This window comes from Rhizobium sp. BR 315 (assembly GCF_050577975.1).
GTDB classification, from domain to species: domain Bacteria; phylum Pseudomonadota; class Alphaproteobacteria; order Rhizobiales; family Rhizobiaceae; genus Rhizobium; species Rhizobium miluonense.
In genome coordinates this window covers 17,496-42,280 of the sequence record NZ_JARWKZ010000049.1, presented here as the reverse complement: position 1 = coordinate 42,280, position 24,785 = coordinate 17,496, and the positions used below count along the sequence as shown (strand labels likewise).

The 24,785-nt window shown below is 60.9% G+C and carries 24 protein-coding genes; 14 read left to right on the top strand and 10 right to left on the bottom strand.

Features of this window, described 5'->3' with window-relative positions; all coding sequences use genetic code 11:
• A partial coding sequence (locus QD409_RS29055) for an MBG domain-containing protein (RefSeq protein WP_430764345.1) occupies positions 1-352 on the top strand: 352 nt, incomplete at its 5' end.
• Positions 353-612: 260 nt separating this feature from the next.
• Complete coding sequence (locus QD409_RS29050; RefSeq protein WP_430764347.1) at positions 613-1,500, top strand: hypothetical protein; 888 nt, start codon at positions 613-615, stop codon at positions 1,498-1,500.
• Positions 1,501-1,756: 256 nt separating this feature from the next.
• Here QD409_RS29050 and QD409_RS29045 read toward each other — a convergent pair whose 3' ends face one another.
• On the bottom strand, positions 1,757-2,542 hold the full coding sequence (locus tag QD409_RS29045) for a CDP-diacylglycerol diphosphatase (protein WP_430764344.1): 786 nt from the start codon (positions 2,540-2,542) through the stop codon (positions 1,757-1,759).
• Between the two features lie 245 nt (positions 2,543-2,787).
• Between QD409_RS29045 and QD409_RS29040 the strand changes: the two genes are divergently transcribed.
• From QD409_RS29040 to QD409_RS29030, 3 genes are all read left to right on the top strand, one after another.
• Positions 2,788-2,931, top strand: a complete 144-nt coding sequence (locus QD409_RS29040) for a hypothetical protein (RefSeq protein WP_430764343.1) — start codon at positions 2,788-2,790, stop codon at positions 2,929-2,931.
• Positions 2,932-3,128: 197 nt separating this feature from the next.
• Complete coding sequence (gene fdxA / locus QD409_RS29035) at positions 3,129-3,470, top strand: ferredoxin (protein ID WP_430764342.1); 342 nt, start codon at positions 3,129-3,131, stop codon at positions 3,468-3,470.
• 21 nt (positions 3,471-3,491) lie between these two features.
• A complete protein-coding gene (locus QD409_RS29030) occupies positions 3,492-4,382 on the top strand; it encodes a dihydrodipicolinate synthase family protein (protein WP_430764341.1) in 891 nt (296 codons plus the stop codon).
• An 18-nt stretch (positions 4,383-4,400) separates the two neighbouring features.
• Here QD409_RS29030 and QD409_RS29025 read toward each other — a convergent pair whose 3' ends face one another.
• The 9 genes from QD409_RS29025 to QD409_RS28985 all read right to left on the bottom strand — a co-directional run bounded on the left by QD409_RS29025 (position 4,401) and on the right by QD409_RS28985 (position 13,848).
• Entirely contained in the window at positions 4,401-5,795 is a 1,395-nt protein-coding gene (locus QD409_RS29025) for an amidohydrolase family protein (protein WP_430764340.1), read from the bottom strand.
• Between the two features lie 12 nt (positions 5,796-5,807).
• Positions 5,808-6,731, bottom strand: coding sequence for a LysR family transcriptional regulator (locus tag QD409_RS29020; protein ID WP_430764339.1), 924 nt, complete (start codon positions 6,729-6,731; stop codon positions 5,808-5,810).
• Positions 6,732-6,766: 35 nt separating this feature from the next.
• Positions 6,767-7,543, bottom strand: a complete 777-nt coding sequence (locus tag QD409_RS29015) for an enoyl-CoA hydratase-related protein (RefSeq protein WP_430764338.1) — start codon at positions 7,541-7,543, stop codon at positions 6,767-6,769.
• Positions 7,540-8,697, bottom strand: a complete 1,158-nt coding sequence (locus tag QD409_RS29010) for a CaiB/BaiF CoA transferase family protein (protein WP_430764337.1) — start codon at positions 8,695-8,697, stop codon at positions 7,540-7,542. Before QD409_RS29010 ends, QD409_RS29015 begins: the two co-directional genes overlap by 4 nt.
• Positions 8,694-10,052 carry an FAD-dependent oxidoreductase gene (locus tag QD409_RS29005; protein ID WP_430764336.1) on the bottom strand — a complete coding sequence of 453 codons (1,359 nt, stop codon included), beginning with the start codon at positions 10,050-10,052 and terminating at the stop codon, positions 8,694-8,696. Before QD409_RS29005 ends, QD409_RS29010 begins: the two co-directional genes overlap by 4 nt.
• Before the next feature lie 25 nt (positions 10,053-10,077).
• Complete coding sequence (locus QD409_RS29000; protein ID WP_430764335.1) at positions 10,078-10,911, bottom strand: ABC transporter permease; 834 nt, start codon at positions 10,909-10,911, stop codon at positions 10,078-10,080.
• The gene (locus QD409_RS28995) at positions 10,908-11,726 is read right to left on the bottom strand and encodes an ABC transporter ATP-binding protein (protein ID WP_430764334.1); all 819 of its coding nucleotides are present in this window, start codon (positions 11,724-11,726) and stop codon (positions 10,908-10,910) included. Before QD409_RS28995 ends, QD409_RS29000 begins: the two co-directional genes overlap by 4 nt.
• A gap of 5 nt (positions 11,727-11,731) precedes the next feature.
• Positions 11,732-12,766, bottom strand: coding sequence for an ABC transporter substrate-binding protein (locus tag QD409_RS28990; protein ID WP_430764333.1), 1,035 nt, complete (start codon positions 12,764-12,766; stop codon positions 11,732-11,734).
• A 365-nt stretch (positions 12,767-13,131) separates the two neighbouring features.
• Positions 13,132-13,848 (bottom strand): helix-turn-helix transcriptional regulator, encoded by a 717-nt coding sequence (locus QD409_RS28985; RefSeq protein ID WP_430764332.1) that lies wholly within the window; start codon positions 13,846-13,848, stop codon positions 13,132-13,134.
• 98 nt (positions 13,849-13,946) lie between these two features.
• Between QD409_RS28985 and QD409_RS28980 the strand changes: the two genes are divergently transcribed.
• The 9 genes from QD409_RS28980 (at position 13,947) to QD409_RS28940 (ending at position 24,782) form a co-directional block, all read left to right on the top strand.
• On the top strand, positions 13,947-14,345 hold the full coding sequence (locus QD409_RS28980) for a VOC family protein (protein ID WP_430764331.1): 399 nt from the start codon (positions 13,947-13,949) through the stop codon (positions 14,343-14,345).
• Positions 14,346-14,795: 450 nt separating this feature from the next.
• Positions 14,796-15,506 (top strand): 7-cyano-7-deazaguanine synthase QueC, encoded by a 711-nt coding sequence (queC, locus tag QD409_RS28975; RefSeq protein ID WP_430764330.1) that lies wholly within the window; start codon positions 14,796-14,798, stop codon positions 15,504-15,506.
• Positions 15,506-15,862 (top strand): 6-carboxytetrahydropterin synthase QueD, encoded by a 357-nt coding sequence (queD, locus tag QD409_RS28970; RefSeq protein ID WP_430764329.1) that lies wholly within the window; start codon positions 15,506-15,508, stop codon positions 15,860-15,862. Before queC ends, queD begins: the two co-directional genes overlap by 1 nt.
• Positions 15,859-16,587 (top strand): 7-carboxy-7-deazaguanine synthase QueE, encoded by a 729-nt coding sequence (gene queE, locus QD409_RS28965; RefSeq protein ID WP_430764328.1) that lies wholly within the window; start codon positions 15,859-15,861, stop codon positions 16,585-16,587. The genes queD and queE overlap by 4 nt, the downstream gene beginning before the upstream one ends.
• A 467-nt stretch (positions 16,588-17,054) precedes the next feature.
• On the top strand, positions 17,055-17,255 hold the full coding sequence (locus QD409_RS28960; protein WP_430764327.1) for a hypothetical protein: 201 nt from the start codon (positions 17,055-17,057) through the stop codon (positions 17,253-17,255).
• A 483-nt stretch (positions 17,256-17,738) separates the two neighbouring features.
• Complete coding sequence (locus QD409_RS28955; RefSeq protein ID WP_430764326.1) at positions 17,739-18,458, top strand: helix-turn-helix domain-containing protein; 720 nt, start codon at positions 17,739-17,741, stop codon at positions 18,456-18,458.
• Between the two features lie 294 nt (positions 18,459-18,752).
• Complete coding sequence (locus QD409_RS28950) at positions 18,753-19,202, top strand: hypothetical protein (protein WP_430764325.1); 450 nt, start codon at positions 18,753-18,755, stop codon at positions 19,200-19,202.
• Entirely contained in the window at positions 19,199-24,199 is a 5,001-nt protein-coding gene (locus QD409_RS28945; RefSeq protein ID WP_430764324.1) for a beta strand repeat-containing protein, read from the top strand. Before QD409_RS28950 ends, QD409_RS28945 begins: the two co-directional genes overlap by 4 nt.
• Positions 24,200-24,206: 7 nt before the next feature.
• Positions 24,207-24,782: an invasion associated locus B family protein gene (locus tag QD409_RS28940; protein WP_430764323.1), complete on the top strand. Its 576-nt coding sequence runs from the start codon at positions 24,207-24,209 to the stop codon at positions 24,780-24,782.
• Positions 24,783-24,785 lie beyond the last annotated feature (3 nt).

Genomic DNA, 24,785 nt, shown 5'->3' with positions numbered 1-24,785 from the left:
CCTCTTCGGTCAGCTGGCGACCGCGGCCGACCGAGTTTCCGGACCGGGCAGCTATGCCATCACGCAGGGMACGCTKACRGCCTCGGCCAACTACGATCTGAGCTTCGTCGGCGGCGTGCTGACGGTGACCGCCACAAGCCCGACCACGGAGCTGGCAAGCATCAACACGCCGCGCAGCTTCGCCCCCGACATGCCGCCGCTGCCGCCGGTCCAGGGGCAAGACGGCGCCCCGACCTTCGCCGGCGATGGGACAGGCAATGATGGCAGCCCTTACATCGTTGATCCGCGTTTCGATGGCACCGTCGTCTGCCTCGGCGATGGCGCGGCCTGTGTCGTGCAACCGGCGCCATGAGCCGGAATTGCAGATCATTGGCGGGAACAGGCGCATCCAGCGAAGAAGCTGGGGGCGGGGTATTTCTCCGGCAGATCGGTATTTTGCCGATCTCGCCCATTCCGGGACTGATGGCTGTCCGGGAGCGACTCGCCTGTGTGATTTGGACACCTGTCAAATGATGGTGCTGAGGGCGTTTCCCCGTGGGTGAAGTTTATGATTTTCCAACAACCCGGTCGTCGAGTGCTCCGCGCGAAATCGCAGCGGCTGCGACGCGCGAGGTGGATCTCTTGATCGGGGCGGAAGCCTTCCCGCGCGCAATGCTGCTGTTGGCAAGGAGTTTTATCGCGGAGCACGAGACTTCCCCGAGGGTGGCAGCTCTTTTCGCGACGCAACAGCGCTGGCTCCTGTACCACACAGCCCTTGCCTGTCATTTTCGCGCGGCCGCATCTGGCGGGCGCGGGCTGACGCGGCGAGCTTTTGCGAATGTCGCCCTCCAGCATGGGATCGCCAGCCGCAATACGGCTCACGCGTTCTTCGACGAGGTGCTGAAATACGATGTCATTCGTTTGGCAGACGGTGCCGCTGATGGCCATACGGGCCAGGTGGTTCCGTCCCGTGCGGCCTTGTCGATGCTGATCCAGTGGTACGCCGTCCATTTTGAGGCCCTCGACCTTATCGACGGTGGGCACAGGGCCGTCCGGTTCCTAGGGCATCCTGAAAGCATGCTCGCGTGCATGCAGCCGGGTGTCGCCGACGTTTTGCTGTCGAGCCCGGAGATGCGCATTCCCGGGCCCCTTTCTGCGATTTTCACCTGGGCCGACCCGGGCGGATTGTTGATGGATCGCCTCGTCGTTGGCATCGGCCCCGAGAGGCTGCCGGAGCAGAGCAGATATCTTACCGATGTGAGTGCTATTTCCCATCTGGCGCGATCTTCCGGTCTCTCCCGCGCCCATACAAGCCGCAAGCTTTCGGCTGCCGAAGCGATCGGGTGTATGGGGTGGAGCGGGCGGCGGGGTCACTCACCCATCTGGATCTCGCGCGGTTTCTACGAGCAATATGCCCGCGCCCAGGCGTGCAAACTGCTCATTCTAAACAATGCGTTTGAAGAAGCCTCGGCAGCAATCGTGTTTGCATCCGACAAACACGCGGTTGCCGGTGAAAGCTGAAAGGCTAGCGGGCTTCGGTCACTTCGGGATTGCGTCGTGAGACGGTATCCTGCCGCGGTCTGACAAGAGTTCTGAGCGTTAGCCGAAGCCGGGAGGCGTGGAAAGTTGGGCCTTCGTCCGGCCGTTCGGAATCTTGCTACTTACTCAGCCCTGCCGACTTGCGGGTGCTGGCGGCTTACCTTGCTACGCGTTTCGCAAATATCGATGGAGAGCCCGTTGGCTCGGGCATGCTCGAGGCGCTTCCGTTCCCGCCTGTTTATAAGCGGCATTTTGGATCGACCAATTCCTCTGCCGAGCCGTAGGAATCGTTGTCACCAAAGATCTCGGCAAGCAGGTAGAGACCTTGCTGCCCGTCCTGCCGTGAGGTTCCGACGATGCCGATTGTGACGTTCTCCATATCTGCGCGCGCGTGCGGAACGTCGTCTGCAACAAGCTGAAATGGGTTGATATTTTCAAATTGATCGGCGCTGACAAATCTTGCCCAGAAGGATCGCCAGGCAGATTTAGTGTTTATGCGCTGAAATTTTTCTGCGCCGATGTCGGCTGCATGACTGTTCAACGCCAATTTCAAGCTGCTGGATACGCATCCCATGTGAATGTGAAGGTGGTCCTGCGTACGGTTGCTTGCAGCGTTGATCCCCAATGCTGCATCCCGCCACGGATCCCGGTTCGCATGGTCGCCCATGACGATCGCCCACTCGTTCCAAGCATCAAGGAAGTAATTGGGTGCGTCGGGAACCAGAAGGCGCTTGTCTTCTATGCCACTGACATCGGCAAGCGGCGTGAGAATGGTTCGTTCTTTGTGGGTTGGTTCGCGCAGGATTGCATAGGACGCCAGGGGCTGCGGTTTCTGAACGACCTTGAGGCAGGGAAATGCGGCGCCGGTCAGAGTGGAATTGAGCCTGCAGCTTTCAACGGCGAGGCCCAGGGCGGCGCGGCTGGCGAATGAGCTGCCGAGAGCAACCACCAGAAGGATGCCGGTCGACAGAAGTGCAAGGCGGTATCGCCGCTTGGAAACACGCAATCCAGAAAGGTTTTCCAACCGGCAATCCCTAGCTAGCCACAGTCATTATCGGGTTAATGAAACATATCGACTCTCGTCGATACGACCAGCCAAAATCCCGTTACAGCAAGGCGGCCTCGCCATGGGATTACCTAGACGGCGGAAAGTACTTACATCATTCCAGAATATATTCAACGGATGGCCTGCTTCTTGCTTTCAGAAGAGTTTGCGACAGACTTTCGGCAACTGGAGCCATATTGAATTTGACATTCTGATCGATCCCATTGACCGCGCGACCCGATCCGATCTCGACGCTACCGATACTGCTCCGCCATGTGGTCGGGTGGAACGGAACGATCATCTGTGCCGAGGTCGATCCCGAAGCCGTGCTGCCCGCTCTCTGGGGCGCGGCCGATCTTGCAGCATGACATTTCCCGATGTGGCTCTGTCTCGAATGGCGGAAGCTACATTTTCCCGCAAACCATCTGCTCGTGGACCGCCAATCGCTCGGCCCGAGCGTTGCCGTTTTGGCAATGAAAGAGCCGAAAATCGGCGCTTCTTCAGAACGCTCTTGTTTGCCATAGTTTGCTAAAGGCGCCCTTCAGAGCGCCGCGAGGCGAACGTCATGGCTTACGTAATTACCGAACCCTGCATCGATACGAAGGATGGAGCCTGCACGGTGGCCTGCCCTGTCGATTGCATTTATGAGGGCGGCAGGATGTTCTACATCCAGCCGGAAGAATGCATCAATTGCGGGCTCTGTCTTTCCGTTTGTCCGGTCGACGCTATCTTGTGGGATGAGGAAATGCCGGCAGAGCGGCTGTTCCTGCGCGATGTCAATCGCGATTTCTTTACCGATGATGTCACCGGCTGGGGCGCTCCCGGCGGTTGGGACAAGAGCCGCATCACCAGCCTCGATCATCCTTTCGTGGCGGCCTATCGCAGCCCGAGTGAAAACAGAATCTAATAGAATGGGAGGAGCCTTCTCGTGACGCAGACCCGGATTGCCGGCGTGATCGCCGCCGTGCCGACGCCTTTCGACAATCATGGCGACATCAATGCCGACGCTTTCGTCGAGCATGCCCGCTGGTGCCTGGACAATGGTTGCGATTTCCTGAACGTGCTGGGCACGACGGGCGAGGCCAATTCCCTTTCCGCCGCCCAGCGCAGCGCTCTCATGACGACTGCGGCACGTGGATTGGATGGCCGCAGGCTGATGGTCGGAACTGGCACGCCGGACCTTGAAACGACGGCAGCACTGACGCGCCGCGCCTTCGATCTCGGTTTTGCGGCAGCACTCGTGCTGCCGCCCTATTACTACAAGCCTGTTGAGGAGGATGGCTTGTTCGCCTGGTTCGCCGAGCTTGTGAGAATGACGGCAGAGACCCCGATCTCGATCTACCTCTACAACTTCCCGCAATTGACCGGCATCGAGTTTTCCCCCGCACTGTCAGCGCGGCTTTCGCAGGCTTTTCCGGAGCGGATCCATGGGGCAAAGGATAGTTCCGGCAATCTTGCCTATGCGCGTGAGCTTGCCAAAATCGCTGGCTTCGGCGTCTTCCCGAGCAGCGAGGCGGCACTTGCCGATGCCGGTCGCGATGCTTACGCCGGCTGTATATCAGCGACCGTCAATATCGATCCTCGCTCGTCGCAACAGCTGTGGCGCGATCAGGAGAATGCCGAGCTGTTGGAACAGGTCCGTGGCCTGCGACAGGCCATCTCCGCCCATCCCCTTATTCCAGCTGTCAAGCATCTCGTCGGCAATCGCGCCGGTAATACGGTCTGGAATAAGGTATTACCGCCGCAGATGCCAATCACCGACAGGACGAGGCTCGAAAGTCTCGATGCGTTGCGAATCGGGGCTCTGGTCGATGCATGATCTTGCTTTGGTCCGGTTTCAGGTGATTCCGGGCCAAGTTGCATAATAGGTGCGTGTCGCTTCGGATAACGCTTTGACGAGAGGGCGCTGCTTCTCAAGCCTTGGCAGATCGGCTCTTGCCTGTGCCAGCAGCTCGGACAAGGCCGCATCGAAGTCGATGCCCGTCAGCTCTCCTTGACGCATCACTTCCCGGCCAGCGACAACAAGGCCCGTAGCATGCCGCGCGCTCATGCGGGTCAACAGCACTTCCGCCTCGTCGTCATCGTCGAACAGCGCCTCGGCAATCAGGGCCTGATAGTCAACGATTGTGAAGTCCTCGGCCTCGCTTGCGTTGATCACTTGGCCGCCCACCCGGATCGCGGCATCGAACACATTCTGTGCCGTCAATCGTCGCGACAGGCTACGCCCGCCCTGCAGGAGATAGAGGAGCCGCATTTCCCGCCATAGATCCTGATCGTCGTCCAATCCGGTGCCGTCGAGGCCGATGGCGAAGGCCGGGCGGCCCGGCTTGATCGTGGATGCGATCGGGGCAATGCCCGAGCGCAGACGCAGATTGGCAGAGGGATTGCTGACGAGTTGCACACCGCGCTCGGCAAGCAGTTCGCACTCGTCGGGACTTAGCTGGACGCCATGGGCAATGGCGAGCCGCGGCGAGAGGAAGCCGATTTTGTCGAGATAGGTGACAACGCCTTCGGGAAAGCGTCTGTCGAGCCAGATGCGCTGGCGCGGGCTTTCGAGCAAGTGCATGTGGATACGCCGGTCATGGAGCGCTGAAGCCTCGGCAATCGCCTCCAGAAGAGCGTTCGAGCACCATTGCGGCCCGATCGGCCCATACTGCACGTCGATCAACGGGCTGGTATTGGCAGCGGCAACTGCCTCGACGGCTGCGAGCTGCGTGTGGATCGGCGCATAGCTGGGGATAGTGCCGGCAAGCGCCTGCCAGTCATCCTGAGATAGAAAAGGCCGCAGCCGTTGCGGCCCACCATCATAGGCCCAGGCATCATGGTCGAGCAGCGGGCAGGAGAGCGCAAGCCGAATGCCGATGTCGAGGGCGGCCCGCATGACTGCGTCAGCCTCGCCGACCAGACGATCGACGTTCAAGGAGTTATGGCAATGCATCGTTGCGCCGACGCCGGTTCCGGCAAGGCGGCCAAAGGCGACGAGCGCTTCGAGATAGGGATCCGTGCGTGGCCGCAGCCTCAGACCGGGTATCCACACTTCGAGCGCATCGTCGACGGCGCCGAAATCGAGGGTGCGGATGCCGTAGCCATGGTCATGGGCATTGACGGGCGAGGGCAGAGCCAGATCGCCGGGCTGCAGGCCAAAAGATTGAAGCGCCTGCGGCAGCTCAGCACCGTCGGTGATCCTTTCGGCAGGCGCATGACCTGGATTGAGCAGCAACCGCGGTGCCATGATCGGTTTCCTCTAACGTGAGACCAGCGTGTTGATCTTCCCGGCGAATTTCGACAGTTCCTCGCCCATCGATTGGGCGACGACCTCCGTCGCATGGGTGAGCTGTCGGCGGCGTGAGACGACGATGCCGACTTCGAGATCCTGGAGCTTCGATCCTGCGATCGAGAGGGCGACGGCATCGCCGGCTTCCAGCTCGCGCAGCAAGCCAAGCGGTGTGAAGAAAGCGACGCCTTCGCCGGCAAGGATCATGGGTTTCAGCATCATCTGATTGTTTGTCGCCACCAGCGTACGCCCGACGCGGTTGAGAGCCCCGAGTTCAACGGCGATCATCGAACTCATGACCTCGTTGTCGAGCTGCAGCAGCATATTGAACTGGGCACATTCCTGCAGCGTGACGGATTTCTGCCTTGCCAGCGGATGGGTCTTGGCAACGATCGCCATCAGCGGCATGCGCACGCCATGGATCAGCTTCATGTCGTGCGGCCGGGCAAGATCGAAGGTGACGCCGATGTCGACGTCGCCTTCCGCCAGAAAGCGGAAGATATTGTTGTAGTTATCGGTGCGGATGCGGAAATCCACCGCCGGATGCTTCTTGTGAAAGCTGGAGACGAACTCCGGCAGGAACTGGATCGCGAGGCTGTCCAAGGCGGCGATATGGACACGGCCGGTGCTCTTGCCGTGGAGATCGCCGAGGTTGGACTTCATGATCTCATATTCGTGCAGCGTCTCCTTGGCGTGGCGCAGCACGATTTCGCCCGCAGACGTCAGCCGCAGCCCGTCGGAAAAGCGCTCGAACAGCGGTGTCCCGAGTTCGTCTTCCAGCTTCTTGATCTGGCGGCTGACGGCGGATGTCGCGACATGCAGCTCGTCGGATGCCTTGCGGATCGATCCGGAGCGTGCGACCTCGGCGAAATACTTCAGGATGCTGGCATGCATGAAAAGCCCTCGGCAATCTCGAAGCTATAGCATGCCTATCTGCCGCGCCAAACGGGCGCCCGCTTCTCGCGGAAAGCCGCGACACCCTCCATGGCATCCTCGCTTTTCAGGGCTTTGATCAGTGCCGGTGTCCTGAGCGCCTGAGCTTCGGCCGGGCTCAAATGCGCCGTGCGATTGACCGTCTGCTTGATGGCCCGCAGCGACAGCGGCGCGCAGGCGACGATGTCAGCGGTCCAGCGATCGACTGCGGCGTCCAGCTCTGCAGCCGACACAACTTCGTTCACCACGCCGTAGCTTGCCATTTCCTGCGCGCCGAACTGCCGCCCCGTCAGCATCACGGCCATGGCACGATTGAACGGGATCTTGCGCTGCAAAAGCACCATGCCGCCATCAAGCGGCATGCGGCCGACGCGGGCTTCGGGCAGACCGAAGCGAGCCGTCTCCACCGCAACGACGATATCGCAGCCGAGCACCATCTCGAAGCCGCCGCCAAGTGCATAGCCGTTGACGCGGGCGATGACGGGCACGTCAAGCGAGCGGCGGAACGCAAGGCCTCCGAAACCGTTTTCCCGCCCGACCGTCCAGTAATCGACGCCGGAACTGCCGCTGCCGCCTTTGAGGTCGGCGCCTGCGCAGAAGGCTTTCTCGCCAGAGCCCGTCAGGACGACGCAGCTGATATCGTCGCGACGCTCGATCTCCGTCCAGATCGCCTCGAGTGCGGCCTCGGTCTCGGCATCGACCGCGTTCATCCGGTCGGGGCGGTCGAGCGTGACGCGGGCGACGCGGTCTTCTACCGTAAACGAGACGCTCATGCAGCATCCCCCTGAAGCTCGGAAAGCGAGGCCAGAATTTCCTCATTGTGCTGGCCAAGCTGCGGCGGCGCAAACCGCACGCTCACCTGCGCGGCCGACATATCGATCGGCGAACCGATCAGGCGGATCGGGCCAGCGGCGGTCTCGCCTGCCTCGAGGATCATCTTGTTGATGATGGTCTGCTCGTCCCTCAGAGCCTCCGGCAGCGAACGCACTGGAGCGCAAAGAATATCGACAGCCTCCAGCCGCTCGATCCAATGAGCGGTGCTGTTTTTGGCGAAATTGTCGCGGAAGATCGCCTGTAACTCCGGCCGCCGCGCCATCTGCGCATCGAAATCCTTGTAGTGCGGATATTGCGAGAGGTCCTCGATCTCCAGCGCCTCGCAAATATCGCGCAAGGGATTTGGCTTGAAGGCGCCGACCATGACGATCGCGCCGTCCGTCGTCTCGAAGACGCCCGTCAGCGGGAAGGCGCCCCAGTTCAGATCCCTCTGCCGCATCAGATGCGTCGTGCCTTCCTGCATCTGCATGGCGATCATGGAATTGTAGAGGCTGACGGCCACCTGCTGGCCTTCGCCCGTCTTGTCGCGCTGCAGGAGGGCTAGAAGGATGCCTTGGACGAGATGCATGCCCGCCGAATAATCGGCAAGCGGCGTGGCATAGATCGACGTGGGGTGGCTGTTGTCGGACTTGCGGCGCATGACGCCGGAGACGGCCTGCGCCAGCACATCCTGGCCGCCCTTGTGCTGATAGGGGCCGGTCAGTCCAAACCCGGTGCCGACGGCGTAGATCAGGCGGGGATTGATCTTTTTCAGGTCTTCATAGCCGAAGCCCATGCGCTCCATGACGCCAGGCCGGAAGTTGTTGACGACGACGTCGGCCGTCTCGAGCAGTGCCTGGACGGTCTTGCGGGCGCTCGCGTCTTTGAGATCGAGCGCCAGGCTCTTCTTGTTGCGGTTCAAGGAGCAGAAGACCGGATTGTTGAGACCATCCGGATCGGAGCCGAGCGACCAGCGCGAGAGATCGCCGATCTTGACCTTTTCGATCTTGATGACTTCGGCGCCGTAGTCCGCCAGAACCTGCGTGCAGCATGGTCCGAGCATGACTTGCGTGAAATCGATCACGCGGATTCCGTCGAGTGGCAAAGTCGTCATTCTGCAGCCTCCAAATATGTCGCGTTTTCCGAGGGGATGTCGCCGGGATCGGCGCCCTGAGCCCGCATCTGTTTCTGAATTGCCCGGATATCGGCCTTGCGAACGGTCGTGCCGGCATTGAGGGCAACGGTTGCGGCCACACCCGCCGCCTCGCCCATCGCCATACAGGGCGGGATCTCGCGGCTGGATTTCTGCGCCTGCGGCGTTGCCGAATAGTGCCGGCCGGCAACGATCAGCTGATCGATCTCCTTCGGCAGCATGGCCCGGTAAGGCGTGTAGTAGTCGCGGCCGCGGCAGACCGTGTCGGCAAAATGACGGCGGGTCATGACGTCGTCCTTCGTCACGACATAGTCGCCTTGCAGCAGCCGCGTCTGGCGTACGCCGGTCTGCGGCGCGAAATCGACAACATAAGCATTCTCGAAGCCGGGCATCTTTTCGCGGGCGAAATCGAGCAGCTTGGCGATGCGCGAGCGGCCTTCCATCTCCGCCTTGGTCAGGTCTTCGACCTTGAGGCCGCTCAGCGTCGGCATATGCGGGCAGTTCAGCCAGACGACGCCTGGCAGCGGCGTCTTCAGCCACCAGAAGGACCAGCAGCCGCCGATCAGCCGCTTGGCTTCATGATCGAGCGTCTTGAAGGCTTCCGGCTCCTGCTGCTCGAAACGCTCCGCCGCTTCCGTATCGACGCCGCCCCAGCGGGACACAGTCGTCAGGATGAAGTTGGATTCGACGTGATCGGCTCCCGCGCTTGCCGCCACATCGAGATCGCCCGTGGTGTCGATGACGACATCGCCGAGGACCGCCTGCATGCCATTCTTCGTCTGACAGATCACGCCCTTGATCGCGCCACCCTCAACGATTGCCGAGGAGAACCAGCTATGGGTTCTAAGCTTGATTTTCGCCTCACCGATCATGTCATAGGCGGCGCGTTTGAAGGCGTCGGGATCGAATGCGGCCGAAAAGCAGATCGGATGCGGCATCGACTGGGTATGGAAGTCGAAGAGCCCCCAGCGAGCCCAGCGCTGCCATGCCTCCGGCGTGTCGCGGAATTCGATCAGGCGATCTCGATCGGTGGGGGTGACGCAGAGTCCCCAGCGCTTCATGCGCTCGATCGTCTCCATGCAGATGCCGCGTACGGTGATTTCGAGCTCGTTGATCATGTCGTCGAGCACCAGCACCATGCCGCCGGCAGCAAGTCCGCCGACATAGGGATAGCGTTCGAGAAGCGTGACGCTGGCGCCGTTGCGGGCGGCCGATACGGCTGCGGCAATCCCTGCCGGGCCACCGCCGACCACCACCACATCGGAGCGATCGACGACACGGATGTCCCGTGCAGGCTGACGAATAACCTGTTCCATTGGTGTTTCCTCGATTTTTTAGGGTTCAGTGCTGCCCGGCCGGCTTCCAGCGGATCATCTTCGCCTCTGCGACCGACACGATGAAAAAGAGGATCACGGCCAGCAGCGCGGCAATGACGACCGTTGCGTAGAGAAGCGGCGAGCGGAAATTATAGGTCGCCTCGATGATGAGTGCGCCAAGCCCGAAGCTGGAGCCGATCCATTCCGCCACGATCGCCCCCATGACGCTGCTGGTCGCGGCAATCTTCAAGGCGGCGAACAGGAACGGCAGCGAGCTTGGAAGGCGAACCTTCCAGAGGATCTCGGAGTTGCTGGCCGAAAGCACGCGCATCAGATCGAGCATGGCAGGGCTGGCGGAGCGAAGTCCCTGGACCATGTTGACCAGTGTCGGGAAGAAGCAGATGAGGCCGGCGATGATGATCTTCGGGGCGACGCCGTTGCCGAAGATCAAGACGAGGATCGGCGCAAGTGCAATGATCGGGATCGCTTTGACGAAGACGGCAATCGGATAGAAGGCTCTCTCCGCCGTGGCGCTGTGGACGAACCAGATTGCCAGGAGGATGGCGACGAGATTGCCGAAGATAAAACCGAGAACGGCCTCGAGCACCGTCGGCAGGAAGTTGCGCGTCAGTGTCGCGGCGTTGTCGCGAAACGCATAGAGGACGTCGAGCGGGCTCGGTGCCATGAAGGTCGGGATCTTGAAGATCCAGATGACCCCCTGCCACAGCACGATGCAGCCGAGTGCCGCAAGGATCGCCGGCATATGCGAGGAAAGAACGCCGACGGTTGCGTCCAGGACGGCGACCTTGCGCGGTGCCTTGGAGATACGGCCGATATCAGAGTGCACGGCGTTGCTCATATGCATTCCTCCAGCAGCGCGCGCAGATGCGCGGTGACCTTGATGAAGTCGACCGTGTCGCGCATCGCAAGCGCGCGGGGATAGGGGAGGTCGACCTTCATGAATTCCTTCACCCGGCCGGGGTGGGCCTGAAGCATCAGCACATGCTCGCCGAGGAAGACGGCCTCGGGGATGGAGTGGGTGACGAAGACGATGGTCGTGCCCGTCTCGCGCCAGATGCGCAGCAGTTCTTCGTTGAGCTTGTCGCGAGTGATTTCGTCCAGGGCGCCGAAGGGCTCGTCCATCAGCAGGATGCGCGGCTTGGTCACCAGGGCGCGGGCGATGGCGACACGCTGGCGCATACCGCCAGACAATTCGTGCGGCAGGGCGTTCTCGCGCCCATTGAGGCCGACAAGCGCCAGCAGTTCCATGGGATCGGCATAGGAGCTCTTGTCGTGTTTGCCCACTTCAAGAGGAAGGCGGACATTGTCGATGACGCTGCGCCACGGTAGCAACGTCGCTTCCTGGAAGACGAAGGCGAAGTCGCGGCCCTCGCGCGCCTGGCGCGGTGGGCGTCCGAAAACCGAAACCGAGCCGTCGCTGATATGGACAAGATCGGCGATGCAGCGCAGCAAGGTCGACTTGCCGCAGCCGGACGGCCCGAGCATGGTGACGAACGAGCCTTCCGGAATATCGACAGAGACATTGGACAGGGCGGTGAATTCATTGCCCTTGTCGCCGAAGCGGATGTCGAGATCGCGGATGGAAACGGCAAGCCCTGCCGTTTCGGCTGCCGGTAGCGGCTGCGGCTGCTTGATGGTGGCGGCGCTCATCATGACGTTCACCCGATCTGCTTGCGGATTTCGGTGGTCGCGTCGAGGATCGCCATGGTGGCGACGTCATCGACGGTCGGGGTAGCACCTGTGAACTGCTTGAGATCGGCATAGGCCTTGATCTGGGCGGCCCAATTGTCCTTGTTCATCGCGCCCCAGCCGGTCTGCTTGGTGCTGTCGCCGAAAGAGAAGTCAATGACCGAGTGGACTGCCTCGAGCTCGCTCGCCTTGTCGAGATTGGGATAGGCCTCGACCAGCATGCTGACGGCTTCTTCCGGATGGTCGCGAACATAGCCCCAGCCCTTGGCGGCGGCCGTGGTGAAGCGCACCAGCACGTCGGAATGTTTGTCGAGCTGTTCATCGGTCGTGTAGTAGACGTTGGCGTAGAGCTGCAGGCCGGCATCCCACAGCATCATGTCGACGCGCTCGCCGCCCAATACCTTCAGCGCATTGGTGTTCGTCACCCAGCCGGTGACGGCATCGGCCTGACCAGTGATCAACTGGTTCATGTCGGAACCCATATTGACCATCTTCACCTTGTCTTCCGGAATGCCGTTTTGGGCCAACAATGCGCGCAGCAGGATGAAGGCGGTTGGCTGCGTGGCGATCGTCTTGCCGATCATATCCTTCGGCTCGCGGATCGGTGCCTTCTTCAGGGAGAAATATGTAAACGGATGCTTACGATATCCGGCAAGAAACGCCTTGACCGGCATGCCGGCCGAGCGGGCGAGCATGACCGAGGGGCTTGAGGAGATCTGCCCGATGGTGGATTGGCCGGCAGCAACGCCGGCGACGCCATCCACATTCGGGCCGCCCGGCACGATGGTAAGATTGATGCCCTGTTCAGTAAAGAAGCCTTTCTTCTGGGCCGCGACCTCGCCAATCAGGCCGTTCGAGGCAAGCCAGCCGAGCTGCATGCGGACTTCGGCGACATCGGCTGCCTTGCCAGCGCGAATGCCGACAAAAGTCTGGGTCGCAGCGAGACCTCCGACCAAAGCAGCATTGGACAGGAAACGGCGACGATTCATCATGAATTGAGACATGCTGATAGTTCCCCTGTTGATTGGGCGATCGGACTTTTCGTCTCGTTATCCACCAATGCAAGGATGATGGGGGAATTTAGTGTTCTAATAAAGAACAATTATGCGCATTGTCAGTTGCCAAAAAGGCAACGGTACGCAGGGTTCATTGCGGTCGATGCGGGAAGCTTATCCTTCGGCCGTGCGCTCCAGGCGAACATGCCGGGTGTCGAGCACCGTTCGCGCAAGGGCCGAAATAATCGGGTGGAGAACTCGCATCTGACGCTGCGATGACGGGAGCCCGGTATGATGCAGCAGTTCAAGTCGGCGCGACAATGCCAGCACTTCGCCTCCATACAGGTCCGATTTCCAATCTATTCCACTGTCGGTCAGTCGGAGGTGAAGCGCTTCGATTGCTGGAGGGTAGCCTCTCGCCAGGCCGACCAGCGACGGCGCAGCTCGCCTGGACGAAGGCCATGCCCTTCGTCGAGCATATCGGCCGCGAGAATCCGGTCCGTACGGAAATGCCGAAAGCCCTGGCGTAATTCACACCACGCCACCAGAATTCGGTTGGTGTCCGAATAGCCGAGGATAACGGGCCACACGGTCCGTGCGGTTTCTTCGCCCGCGTCTGAGCGGTAACTCAGCCGAAGCTTGCGTCCCTCGCGCACCGCAGCGCGGAGCATCGACGGGTCGATGTTCTCCTCTTCGTGGCCCTGGACCACCGGTTTGGCGCCGACGCTCGGCTCTACGATGTAAGGACGCAGGTGTTTGGGAACCACTGCAGCGATCTTCGCAACGACATCGCGGGCGGCGTTGGAGAGCGTCTTGTCGGAACGGCCAGCAACCCATTGTGCTCCGAGCATCACCGCCTCGATCTCTTCCGGCGTCAGCATGAGCGGGGGCATTTCGTAGTCGGATGAGAGGAGATATCCGAAGCCTGCTTCACCCTCGATCGGAACCCGCTGGCTCATGAGATCGGCGACATCGCGATAGACCGTGCGCTTCGAGACTTCGAGCTCCTCCGCAAGCGCGGCGGCGGTCACCGGTCTGCTCGACCGGCGCAGGATTTGGATGATCTGAAACAATCGGTCGGCGCGGCGCATTCTTACTGACTCCTGCTGCCAGTATGGTGGCAGCAGGCTTGTGCGACAAGAGCCTTCAAGGCGCCGACAATCCTGCGGGCCTCTTGAAGGAGTAACCGATGAAATTAGCTTCCACGCGTCTGATCGCTGCCGACATCAAGAAGGTTGTCAGCTTCTACGAGATGGTCACCGGCCAGACGGCCGAGTGGCTGGCGCCAGTCTTTGCAGAGATCGTCACTCCCGCGGCAACGCTGGCCATCGGAAGCGCCGAGACTGTCGCTCTGTTCAGGGAGGGCAGCGCCGAACCCCGTGCCAATCGATCGATCATCCTTGAGTTCCAAGTCGATGATGTCGACACCGATTTCGCCCGATTAAAGGGTGAGGCGGAGGTTGTGCACGAGCCGAAAATGATGCCGTGGGGCAATAGGGCGGCGCAATTCCGCGATCCGGAGGGGACGCTCGTCAGCCTCTATACGCCTGTGACCGACAGCGCGAAACAGCGCTTCGCAGGCCGCTGACGGTTGAGCGTCCTCGCAGAAACGTGCGGGGGCATCCCCTCGGCAAACAGCCGCCTGTTTCGTATCACGCTTAAGTAGAGTCCCGAATTTTGGAGCCTCCTTCAAGCAAAGCTGCCTTTGATATCGCACCGCCTCAGCGACGTCCCGCCTTGAATTGGTGGTGAAAGGTCGAAGGCCCATTTGTGCAATCACCGCTGGGGCAGCGAACCGGATGGACCCCGAGAGCCGCGCCGGCAGGTGCCATCCGGTTTCAACATCCAGGGGAAATTTGGAGCGTCAGGCGAGCCCCCATTATCAGATACAACGTATCTGCACCTGTCGGCGCGCCGCCAAGAAATAAAACGGATGCCTTGTTTCTTCCGGATTCTGTTGCTAGGGAGCCTGCCGTGGCTTGCAGGAGCCATGAAATCCGGTCGCAGCCCACCCGGTCAAAACAAGGGATCCTGAATTATGAAGACTATCGTCGTCTGCTCCGGCGGATTGGACTCCGTTTCGCTCGCCCATAAGGTCGCGGCTGAACATCAGCTTATAGGCCTCGTCTCCTTCGACTATGGCCAGCGGCATCGCAAGGAAGTGGAATTCGCCGCAGCCTGCGCCAAACGGCTCGGCGTGCCGCATCAGATCATCGACATAACAGCCATTGGCAGGCACCTGACCGGATCGGCACTGACCGACAATGTCGATGTGCCTGATGGACACTATGCCGAGGAAACCATGAAGGCGACCGTCGTGCCGAACCGCAACGCGATCATGCTGGCGATCGCCTTCGGGCTTGCGGCTGCGCAGAAGGCGGATGCGGTCGCCGTTGCCGTTCATGGCGGCGATCATTTCATCTATCCCGATTGTCGCCCCGGCTTCATCGACGCCTTCCAGCAGATGCAGAACCATGCGCTCGACGGCTATGCCAGCGTTTCGCTCTACGCGCCCTATGTGACGGTGTCGAAGGCGGATATCGTCACCGACGGCGCTCGGCACCGAACCCCCTTTGCCGAAACCTGGTCCTGCTACAAGGGCGGTGAGCGCCATTGCGGCCGTTGCGGCACCTGCGTCGAGCGGCGCGAAGCCTTCCACCTCGCCGGTGTCGAAGATCCTACCGATTACGAGGATCCCGATTTCTGGGTATCAGCGACATCAGGCTTTTCTGCCGAGGAGGTGAAGTGATGTTCCGCATCACCAAGGAGTTTCATTTCTCCGCCTCGCATCAGCTCTCGCATTTGCCCGACGATCATCAATGCGCGCGCCTGCATGGGCATAATTACATCGTCGTGGTGGAGCTTTCGGCGGCCGAACTCGATGGGAACGGCTTTGTGCGTGACTATCACGAGCTTCAGCCGTTGAAGCGCTACATCGACGATGAGTTCGACCACCGCCACCTCAATGCTGTCCTCGGCCACGATCGCGTTACCTCGGAGTGTCTCGCCAAGCATTTCTACGATTGGTGCAAGGTCCGATTGCCGGAGACATCAGCCGTGCGCGTCAGCGAGACGCCAAAGACATGGGCGGAATACCGGCCATGAGTGAAGCGCGCATTCGCGTTAGCGAGATCTTTGGGCCGACGATCCAGGGCGAGGGGATCTTGATCGGCCTTCCCACGATTTTCGTGCGCACTGGCGGCTGCGATTATCGCTGCTCCTGGTGCGATACGCTGCATGCGGTCGACAGTGAATACCGCGATCAATGGCAGCCGATGCCCGTCGACGAGATCTGGCAGGAGGTGACGCGGCTCTCGGGCGGCAAGCCGCTGACGATTTCGCTCTCGGGCGGCAATCCCGCGATCCAGCCTCTCGGTCCGCTGATCGCGCGCGGTCATACGGAAGGCTACCGTTTTGCGCTGGAAACGCAGGGAAGCGTGGCCAAGGAATGGTTCTCGGAGCTTGATGTGCTGGTGCTGAGCTCGAAGCCGCCTTCGAGCGGTATGGCGACGAACTGGGCTGATTTCGATGACTGTCTGCGCATGGCAGGCGGCAAGCCGCAGATCGCGCTGAAGATCGTCGTATTCGACGATGTTGACTATGCCTATGCGCGCGATGCCTCGTTGCGCTATCCCCATCTGCCACTTTATCTGCAGCCCGGCAATCATACGCCGCCACCTGCCGACGCGGACGATGCCCTTGTGGATATCGACGGCATTGTCGAACGCATGCGCTGGTTGGTCGACAAGGTCGGCGATGACAAATGGTTTGAGGCGAGAGTGCTGCCGCAACTGCATGTGCTTATCTGGGGAAACAAGCGCGGCGTTTGAGTGATTGCGAACGGGTTGCGTCGGTTCGCGCTTTCGGCAGAGACCTTGAGGTTGCGATTGACGGCCGGCGCAACAAGAGCCCCGCCGCTGCCTCCTCGGCAGCGGCGCCTGACGGTCAATGAGGTGCGGCTTGCTGATCGTTTAAGCAACAATCAGGCCGGCGTCGCTGATAGCATTTTCTGTTGTCGAGCTGCCTAAATATTCACCGTTCAGGTATTCACCACAGCGCTTTGCAGTCTGACCGGTCGAAGTGGCAGAATAGTTTCTATTTTTTCTTGTATCGTTTGCAGCGCACGCGGTGAGTTTGCGAGTGACGCCGGGTCAGCGATTGTGATCAAAGTTGGATTGGTTGCAGCATAGCGATAGTCTGATTGGGTACTGCCCACAAAAGACTCTTACGCGTTCTTTCGATTTATTTTACATTAGGAATGTGATAGCTGGCATATAGTAATCCTGTGAGATTGAGAATGGTAGAATTCAAATTTAGTGATCCGCCTCTGGGGAACGGCACAGATGAGATTTCAAGCGAGTGCCAACGTCAATTGCTGCCTATCGTCGATGAAATAGTTCGAGCCGCTGCCGCAGCTGGATGGAATGAGAAAGATGTGCTTCTGGCGATGGCGGACGTTGCATGGGATCTATATGAAAAGCGCCGAGGCGATCTTTAGCAGCCACAATGGCGCGACAATCGGTTTTTCTGCTTTTCGGCGAACTAAGATTTAGCCTGAGAACAGCCCTCTGTTGAGGTGCGCGAGATGCCTTCATTCTGATGGGAATGTGATGCGCTCTGCCGGCTTACTCCTTTTTTTACCATACACATATCTCCCCTTCCAAACTCAGCTATTTGTACTATTTAATCTCGGACTATAGGCTGATTTGCGGCTGCGTTGAGCTGGCAGTGTTGGGAAATTGAGATCTCATGCGAAACTGAGATCTCGCCTGCTTGTTCGCGCTTACAGGATTTCGTTCGGGCGGGGCGATGAAGGATGAATTATGGAAGTGAGGCTCGGGAACGGGCCGATCGATATGTATTTGACATAATTCCTGAAAGTGCAGGCCCGAGAAAGGCCACCATGCGTGGGAGCGTCATTAGCTCCGTCCGTAATCCCGGATCCCAGACGTTCCTGGCAAAAGAGCACGCGGTAGGAATCATGTTAGCGCCGACCCGTAGCCTGAGGGCTTCTCTCGGTAGCGACAGGATCTCGGAATACGATGCGCCAATCGGCGCCATCGCGGTTAATCCCGCGGGCGTGGATAGCAGTCTTGCCTGGTCAGAAACCAGGAGAAATCTTGTCATTGCCATTCCCCCCGAAGTGCTGTCCGAGCTTGCGCTGCAGGAGTTTGATCTTGCCAAAGTCGAGCTTCAGCCGCCTGCCTTCGGGACCGTCGATCCCACAGCCCTCGGCATTGCGCAGAGGATTTCTGTCGAATTAACCGGGAAAGCAACTCCGAATGAACTCTATCTTGATTCATTGGTTACTCTGTTTAGCACGCATCTCCTTCGCACTTATGCAAGCCATATGAAACAGCCGCAGCCGCCCAGAGGAGGGCTCTCCGCCAAAAGCGCCCGACGCGTGGAAGAGTATCTCCGTGAACATTTTACGGAGAAGGTTCACGTCGCTGAACTTGCTGCTGTCGCTGGCATTTCGCCGAACCACTTCATAGTCAGGTTCGCCGTGACTTTTGGCATGCCGCCCCACCGTTACCTCATAAATCTGCGCTTGGACTTTACGGAAAAATTGCTTGTAGAGAGCGAGATGCCGATTGCAGAAGTCGCTTACGTGGCCGGGTTTTCGGACCAAAGCCATTTGGCGACAACGATGAAGAGATATCGCGGACGGACGCCGAAAGAGCTGCGGTTCGAGCGATAACTTGGCGCGCCCTGCGGACGCGTCTCGATCGGATGCGGCCGGAACCAATATCGCTATCTTACACTCATTGTTGAGTTCTGGCCGGAAAAAGGCCCGCGCCTGAATGAGCATCCGCATTCACGCGAACGGAGCAGAGTTTGCTTCCTGAAGCCAGGAAATTACCAGCAGAGTTTGCGAAACAGCCTCAGGTAGGTGTGGCAAAGCGGCGACACCCGCCGTCGGCTGAGCGAGAAATCGTAGTTTTCTAAAAAAAATCCGGAATTTTCTAAAATACGGTCGCGCTGAAATGAGGCCATGTTCCCGATGGCAATCATTCGGTGCATTATGGACATTCAATTTCCGGGATTTGAAATCTTTGCTCCGAAAATCGAGGTGGCATGGACGGCCCTACAACGACGGTACGCCAGTCGCATAACTGATGCGGAGCTTGATTACCTATTTGCCTGCCTTGTCCTTGGTTTGACCTCCCCGGCATATGCAGACGGCGATCCCTTGCTCCATTTCGAAGCCTGCCGAGCCCTTGTGGGGACAAAGCTTCTGCCCGATCGGGCCGATGCTGCATTGCATACCGTCCCAACTCTGTCGCAGCCGTGGGTCGAAAGTATCCGCGAGCAGCTCGAAAGCCAAGCCGCCAAGATGGGGCGCGCGCTTCAAGAAATGCATGATTTAAACGACGACTCGGCCGCCGATGCGGGTCCAAGCGAGCCTGGCCGTCCAGCCAACAGCGAGGAGAAAGCAGCATGAAGGAATGCGTTGGGGAGCCTCTGCAGGTCGAGTCTCGTACCGGATTTGCTCGAAACTGGGTTTCAGGTGGTGGCGTCGACCGCTCGGTCCGCCGTCGCTTGATGGCGGTGCTGCGCATGGCCCATCGTGTGCTCGGCTTCAAGCGGAGCCGGTTGGGGCACGGAATGCTCGGCATCGGTAGGGGCGGGCTCCTCGGGATGCTTCCGGCTTCGGCAGCCGCCGTTGCCATGGTCATGGCTGCGAGTTCGGGGGCGAGTGCCGCCACCGTGACCCTTGGCGGGGCGACCACAGGCGGCGCGGGTTCGCAAGTCGGTATTGGCACCGGCGCCCAGGCGGTCGCCAGCGGCGCCGGCGGCTCGCCGATCGCCATCGGCAACAACGCCGATGCAAGCGGAACAGCTCCTGTCGGTTTTACCTTTGAGGCGGTGGCAATCGGCAATGCGGCGGTCGCTACGGGGGCATGGGCGACGAGCATCGGTACCACCGCTTCGGCGACAGGAACCGGCGCTAGCGCCTTCGGTACCTCGGCCAACGCCTCGGCGAATCAGGCGACGGCGATCGGAAATGGAGCGGCCGCCTCGGGTATCACGTCGACGGCGGTCGGCTACCTGGCCAGTTCGTCGGGACAATATACGGTGGCTCTTGGCCGGGGTGCGTCGGCCTCAGGCGTCGGCGGTGCGATGGCGCTGGGCGCCGGCACGGTCGCAAGCAACGTCAATTCGGTGGCGCTCGGCGTGAACGCCACTGCCAACGCAGCGGGCGCCAGCGCTTTGGGCACTTTCTCCAGTGCGACGGGAGGAAACTCGACCGCCCTCGGCGTCAGCTCCGGTGCCACCGCCAACTTTGCATTTGCGGGAGGTTGGAGCTCCGTCGCTAGCGCGGACAGTGCCCTTGCCCTTGGCAAGTCAGCCGCGGCATCGGCGATTAACTCGGTCGCCGTCGGCTCTAGCGCCGTGGCGTCGGGAGATTTCGGGGTCGCCTTGGGTAACCAGGCGCAGGCGCTCGCTGCCGGTGGTAGCGTTGCGATAGGCTCAGGCGCAATCGTCGCAAGCACCGCGACCTCCAGCGTCGCGCTCGGCAACAATGCGAATGCCGGTGGTGTTCTTTCGGTTGCCACGGGCGCCGGTGCCAGCGCCAGCGGCGACAATTCCACTGCCACGGGACGCCAGGCCGTTGCCAGCGGCATAAACGCCGCCTCGTACGGATCTGGAACGAAGGCGACGGGAGACAATTCTCTCGCTGCCGGCGTCAGCGCCAACGCCGGCGGAGCCGGCAGTACCGCGCTCGGCATCGGCACCGTAGCTAGCGGAGACACCTCGGCGGCTGTGGGCTTCCAGGCCAGCGCGACGGCCACCGGCGCCACGGCCGTGGGACGTGATTCCGGTGCCAGCGGAATCAACGGTACCGCTCTCGGCCGCGGTGCCCGAACCAGCGGACAGAATGGCGTCGCTGTCGGCGCTGGAACGAGCGCGTCCGGGTTAAACTCCGTCTATGTCGGTCAGACTAGTTTTGCAACGAGCGCCAGTGGACAGAGCGCCATCGCCGTCGGCACGGACGTGACGGCGTCCGCTGATGACACCATTGCGATGGGACGCGAAAGCGGGGCGACTGCAACCAACGCCATCGCGGTGGGTCTCCAGTCCGTCGCGGATTCCGCCAACGCCGTGGCTATCGGCACTGGCGCGACCGCAACCGGTGGTAAGGCTGTCGCCATCGGCGCCGGCAACGTCGCTTACGGCGACGGCGCGGTCGCCATCGGCGATCCGAGCTATGCCAGCGGCACGGGTGCCTTCACCGGCGGCGCCAATAACATCGCCAACAGCGACGGCACGGCTAGCGCCACCGCCGCCAACCAGGCCAATGGCGCAGTTGCCATCGGCAACGGCAATGTCGCCATCGGTCAAGGCTCGGTCGCGATCGGCAACACGAGCCGCGCCGGCGCGGCCGGAGCGCTTGCCTTTGGCGACGCGGCCACGGCAAACAACGCACGCGACGTGGCGCTTGGTTCGGGCTCGGTGACCGCAGCAGCGGTCGGCACGCCCAATGCGGTGATCAACGGCACGACCTACGCCTTCCAGGGCACCACTCCGACCTCGACGGTCAGCGTCGGCGCTGTCGGCGTCGAGCGCACCATCACCAACGTCGCTGCGGGACGCATCAACGGGTCCTCGACGGATGCGGTCAACGGCTCGCAGCTCTTTGCCACCAACCAGGCGGTCGATGCCATCGGCACCACGCTCAACAACATCAACGTCGGCGGCGGCATCAAGTATTTCCATGCCAACTCGACACTGGCGGACTCGTCGGCGACGGGTACGGACTCGGTCGCGATCGGACCCGTCTCGACCGCGGCGGGGACGAACGCCATTGCGGCCGGCACCAACTCGAGCGCCTCCGGCGCCAACGCCTCGGCCATCGGCAACGGCGCGGTAGCATCGGCCCTCGACGCAACGGCCTTTGGATACATATCCAAGGCTTCGGGCCAATTCAGCACCGCCGTCGGACCCAATGCCAATGCTACAGCCACCTCCAGCATCGCGATCGGCCAGAACGCGTTTGCAACCGGCGTTCAGGCGACCGCTCTTGGCGTAGGAGCGAATGCCGGCGCTTCGAATGCGCTCTCGCTGGGCGCTCTTTCCGCCGCCGGCAACGCTGGTGACGTGGCGCTCGGCTCAAGCTCGGTGACCGCGGTCGCCGTCGGCACGCCAAGTGTGGTGATCAACGGCACGACCTACGCCTTCCAGGGCACCAATCCGACCTCGACGGTCAGCGTCGGCGCAGTCGGCGCCGAGCGCACCATCACCAATGTCGCTGCGGGACGGATCAACGGGTCCTCGACGGATGCGATCAACGGCTCGCAGCTCTTTGCCACCAACCAGGCGGTCAATGCCATCGGCACCACGGTTACGACGATCGGCGGGCAGGTCACGCAGAACACGGCCGACATCACCAATCTCGGCAATACCATCAACAATATCGCCGGCGACACATCGACGGCCTACACCGATGCAAACGGTAAGGGCATCCGATATGTGCGCACCAACGACAGGACCCTTGCCGTCAGCGATTCCTCAGCTCAAGGGATCGGTTCCACCGCCGTCGGTTACAATGCCACTTCCGTTGCCGACAACTCGCTTGCGCTTGGAAGAAATAGCAATGCAGCCATCGTTGGCGGCGTGGCTCTTGGCTCGGGATCGATCTCCGATCGCCCTCTGGCCCCGGCGTTCGGCCAGATAGCCGCAGGCCCGACGGGCTTCATCCAGTACAATACGACGGATAAAAACCTGCTGGGCGCTGTATCTGTGGGTTCAAGCACATCCTACCGGCAGATCACCAATGTCGCCGATGGCACAAACACGCAGGATGCCGTCACGGTCCGGCAGCTCCAGGGCGCCATCGCCTCGGTAGCTGCGACACCGGGCAAGTACTTCCATGCAAACTCCATCGCCGGAGATTCCCTTGCCGTCGGCGCCGAGTCGGTGGCGGTGGGCCCGACGACGGTGGTCAACGGTGACAATGGCATCGGCATCGGCAATGGCGCGATCGTCGATCAGATCGCTCCCGGCGGTACGGCAATCGGTCAGAACGCCCACGTCATGCTGGCTGACGGCGTTGCGCTCGGTACAAACTCGGTTGCTGCGGGCATCCAATCGGTCGCACTCGGCGCCGGCGCGCAAAGCAATAATATCAACAGCGTCGCGCTCGGCGCGCAATCCATAACCTCCGTGGGCGCGCAGACCAACTACACCGCCTTCGCCCTTACGGGCCTGCAAAACTCGGTCGGCGAAGTGTCGATCGGCTCGGCTGGATCAGAACGCAAGTTGACCAATGTCGCAGCCGGTTCGGCTGGCACCGACGCCGTAAACGTCAACCAGCTCAGGGGTCTCGGCACCAATATCACCAGCTTGATCGGGGGCAATACGACGGTGAACCCCGATGGCTCGATCACCGGTCCCACCTACAACATCCAGGGCAACAACTATTCGACGGTCTACGATGCCTTCGGCGCAGTCAACAACACGCTGACCAACATCAACAATGGCGGCGGCATCAAATATTTCCATGCCAATTCGACGCTGGCCGATTCCGCAGCAAGCGGCACCGACAGTGTTGCGATTGGGCCTCAGAGCGTAGCCAGTGGAACGAACAGCCTGGCCGCCGGCAACGGAGCCGCGGCCGCAGGGCCGAGTGCGGTTGCTCTCGGCCAAGGGGCACGGGCAAACAATGCCAATGACGTGGCGTTAGGCTCTGGTTCGGTAACGCAGGCTGCTGTCGGTACGGCCGGGACCACCATTCAGGGCAAGAACTATGCCTTTGCCGGCACCACGCCTGTCGGAACGGTGAGTGTGGGTGCCGCAGGGGCGGAGAGAACCATCACGAATGTCGCTGCCGGCCGCATTTCCGCCGACAGCACCGATGCCATCAACGGCTCGCAGCTTTCTGCGACCAACTCGGCGATTGAGAGCCTGCAGACCGGTGTTGGAACCATCACCAAAAATGCAGTCACATATGACCTCAATTCAGATGGCAGCAAGAAGAACAGCATCACGCTGCAGGGCGGTGACGTCAATGCGCCGGTGGTGATCTCCAACGTTGGCAGGGGCGTTGCCGCCACGGATGCGGTGAATGTCGCTCAATTGGGCGACAGCGTTACCCAGGTCAAATCGTATACGGACAACGCTGTCGCCAACACGTTGACTGCGGCCAATAATTATACGGACCAGAAATTCGGGCAACTGAACCAGCAACTCGGAGACATACGTTCCGAGGCAAGACAGGCGGCCGCGATAGGGCTTGCGGCGGCATCGCTTCGCTATGATGACCGTCCCGGCAAGCTGAGCGTGGCCGTCGGCGGCGGCGTGTGGCGGGGTGAGGGCGCCTTGGCCTTCGGCGCCGGTTACACCAGCGAAGACGGGCGAATGCGCGGCAACTTGTCGGGTACGGCGGCCGGCGGCCAGGTGGGCGTCGGCGCTGGCCTCAGCTTTACCTTGAATTGAGCCCGTCATGCTTAAAGGAGCGCTTTTCGGCGTCCCGGCTTTCATGGCGTGCATGCTCCTGTTCGGCTCGTTTGCGGCTGGGCAGGAGGCTGTCCTCGAAAACTATCGCATAAAGCCCTCTGAGGTTGTGGTTCCCCCGGAGCTGAAGCCTGGCGACTATCAGAGGATCATTCGCCCGTTCGAAAACTGGACCTTGATCTGCGACGAAAACCTGAAAAGCCACCAGCGGGTTTGCAACGTCACCCAGATCATCGAGAACGGGGTGGGACAAATTGCGTTCAGCTGGTCGCTCGCCGCAACCAAAAAAGGCGAGCCCTACATGATCTTGCGGACCGCCCCGGTTGCCAAGAGCGACGGTCATATCTCGCTCCAATTCGAGGGCCGCAAGGAGCCCATACAAGTCAAGCTCGATGGGTGCAGCCAAACGGTTTGCGTCGGCATGCTCCCGATCGGACCGATGATGCGCGAGCAGATTTCGAAGAGCACCGCGCCGGCGATCTCCTATCCAACGGCGGATGGAAGGACGATCAGCGTGACGGCAAACCTCAAGGGCCTTTCCACCGCCGTTAAGGCGATAAAGTGACGG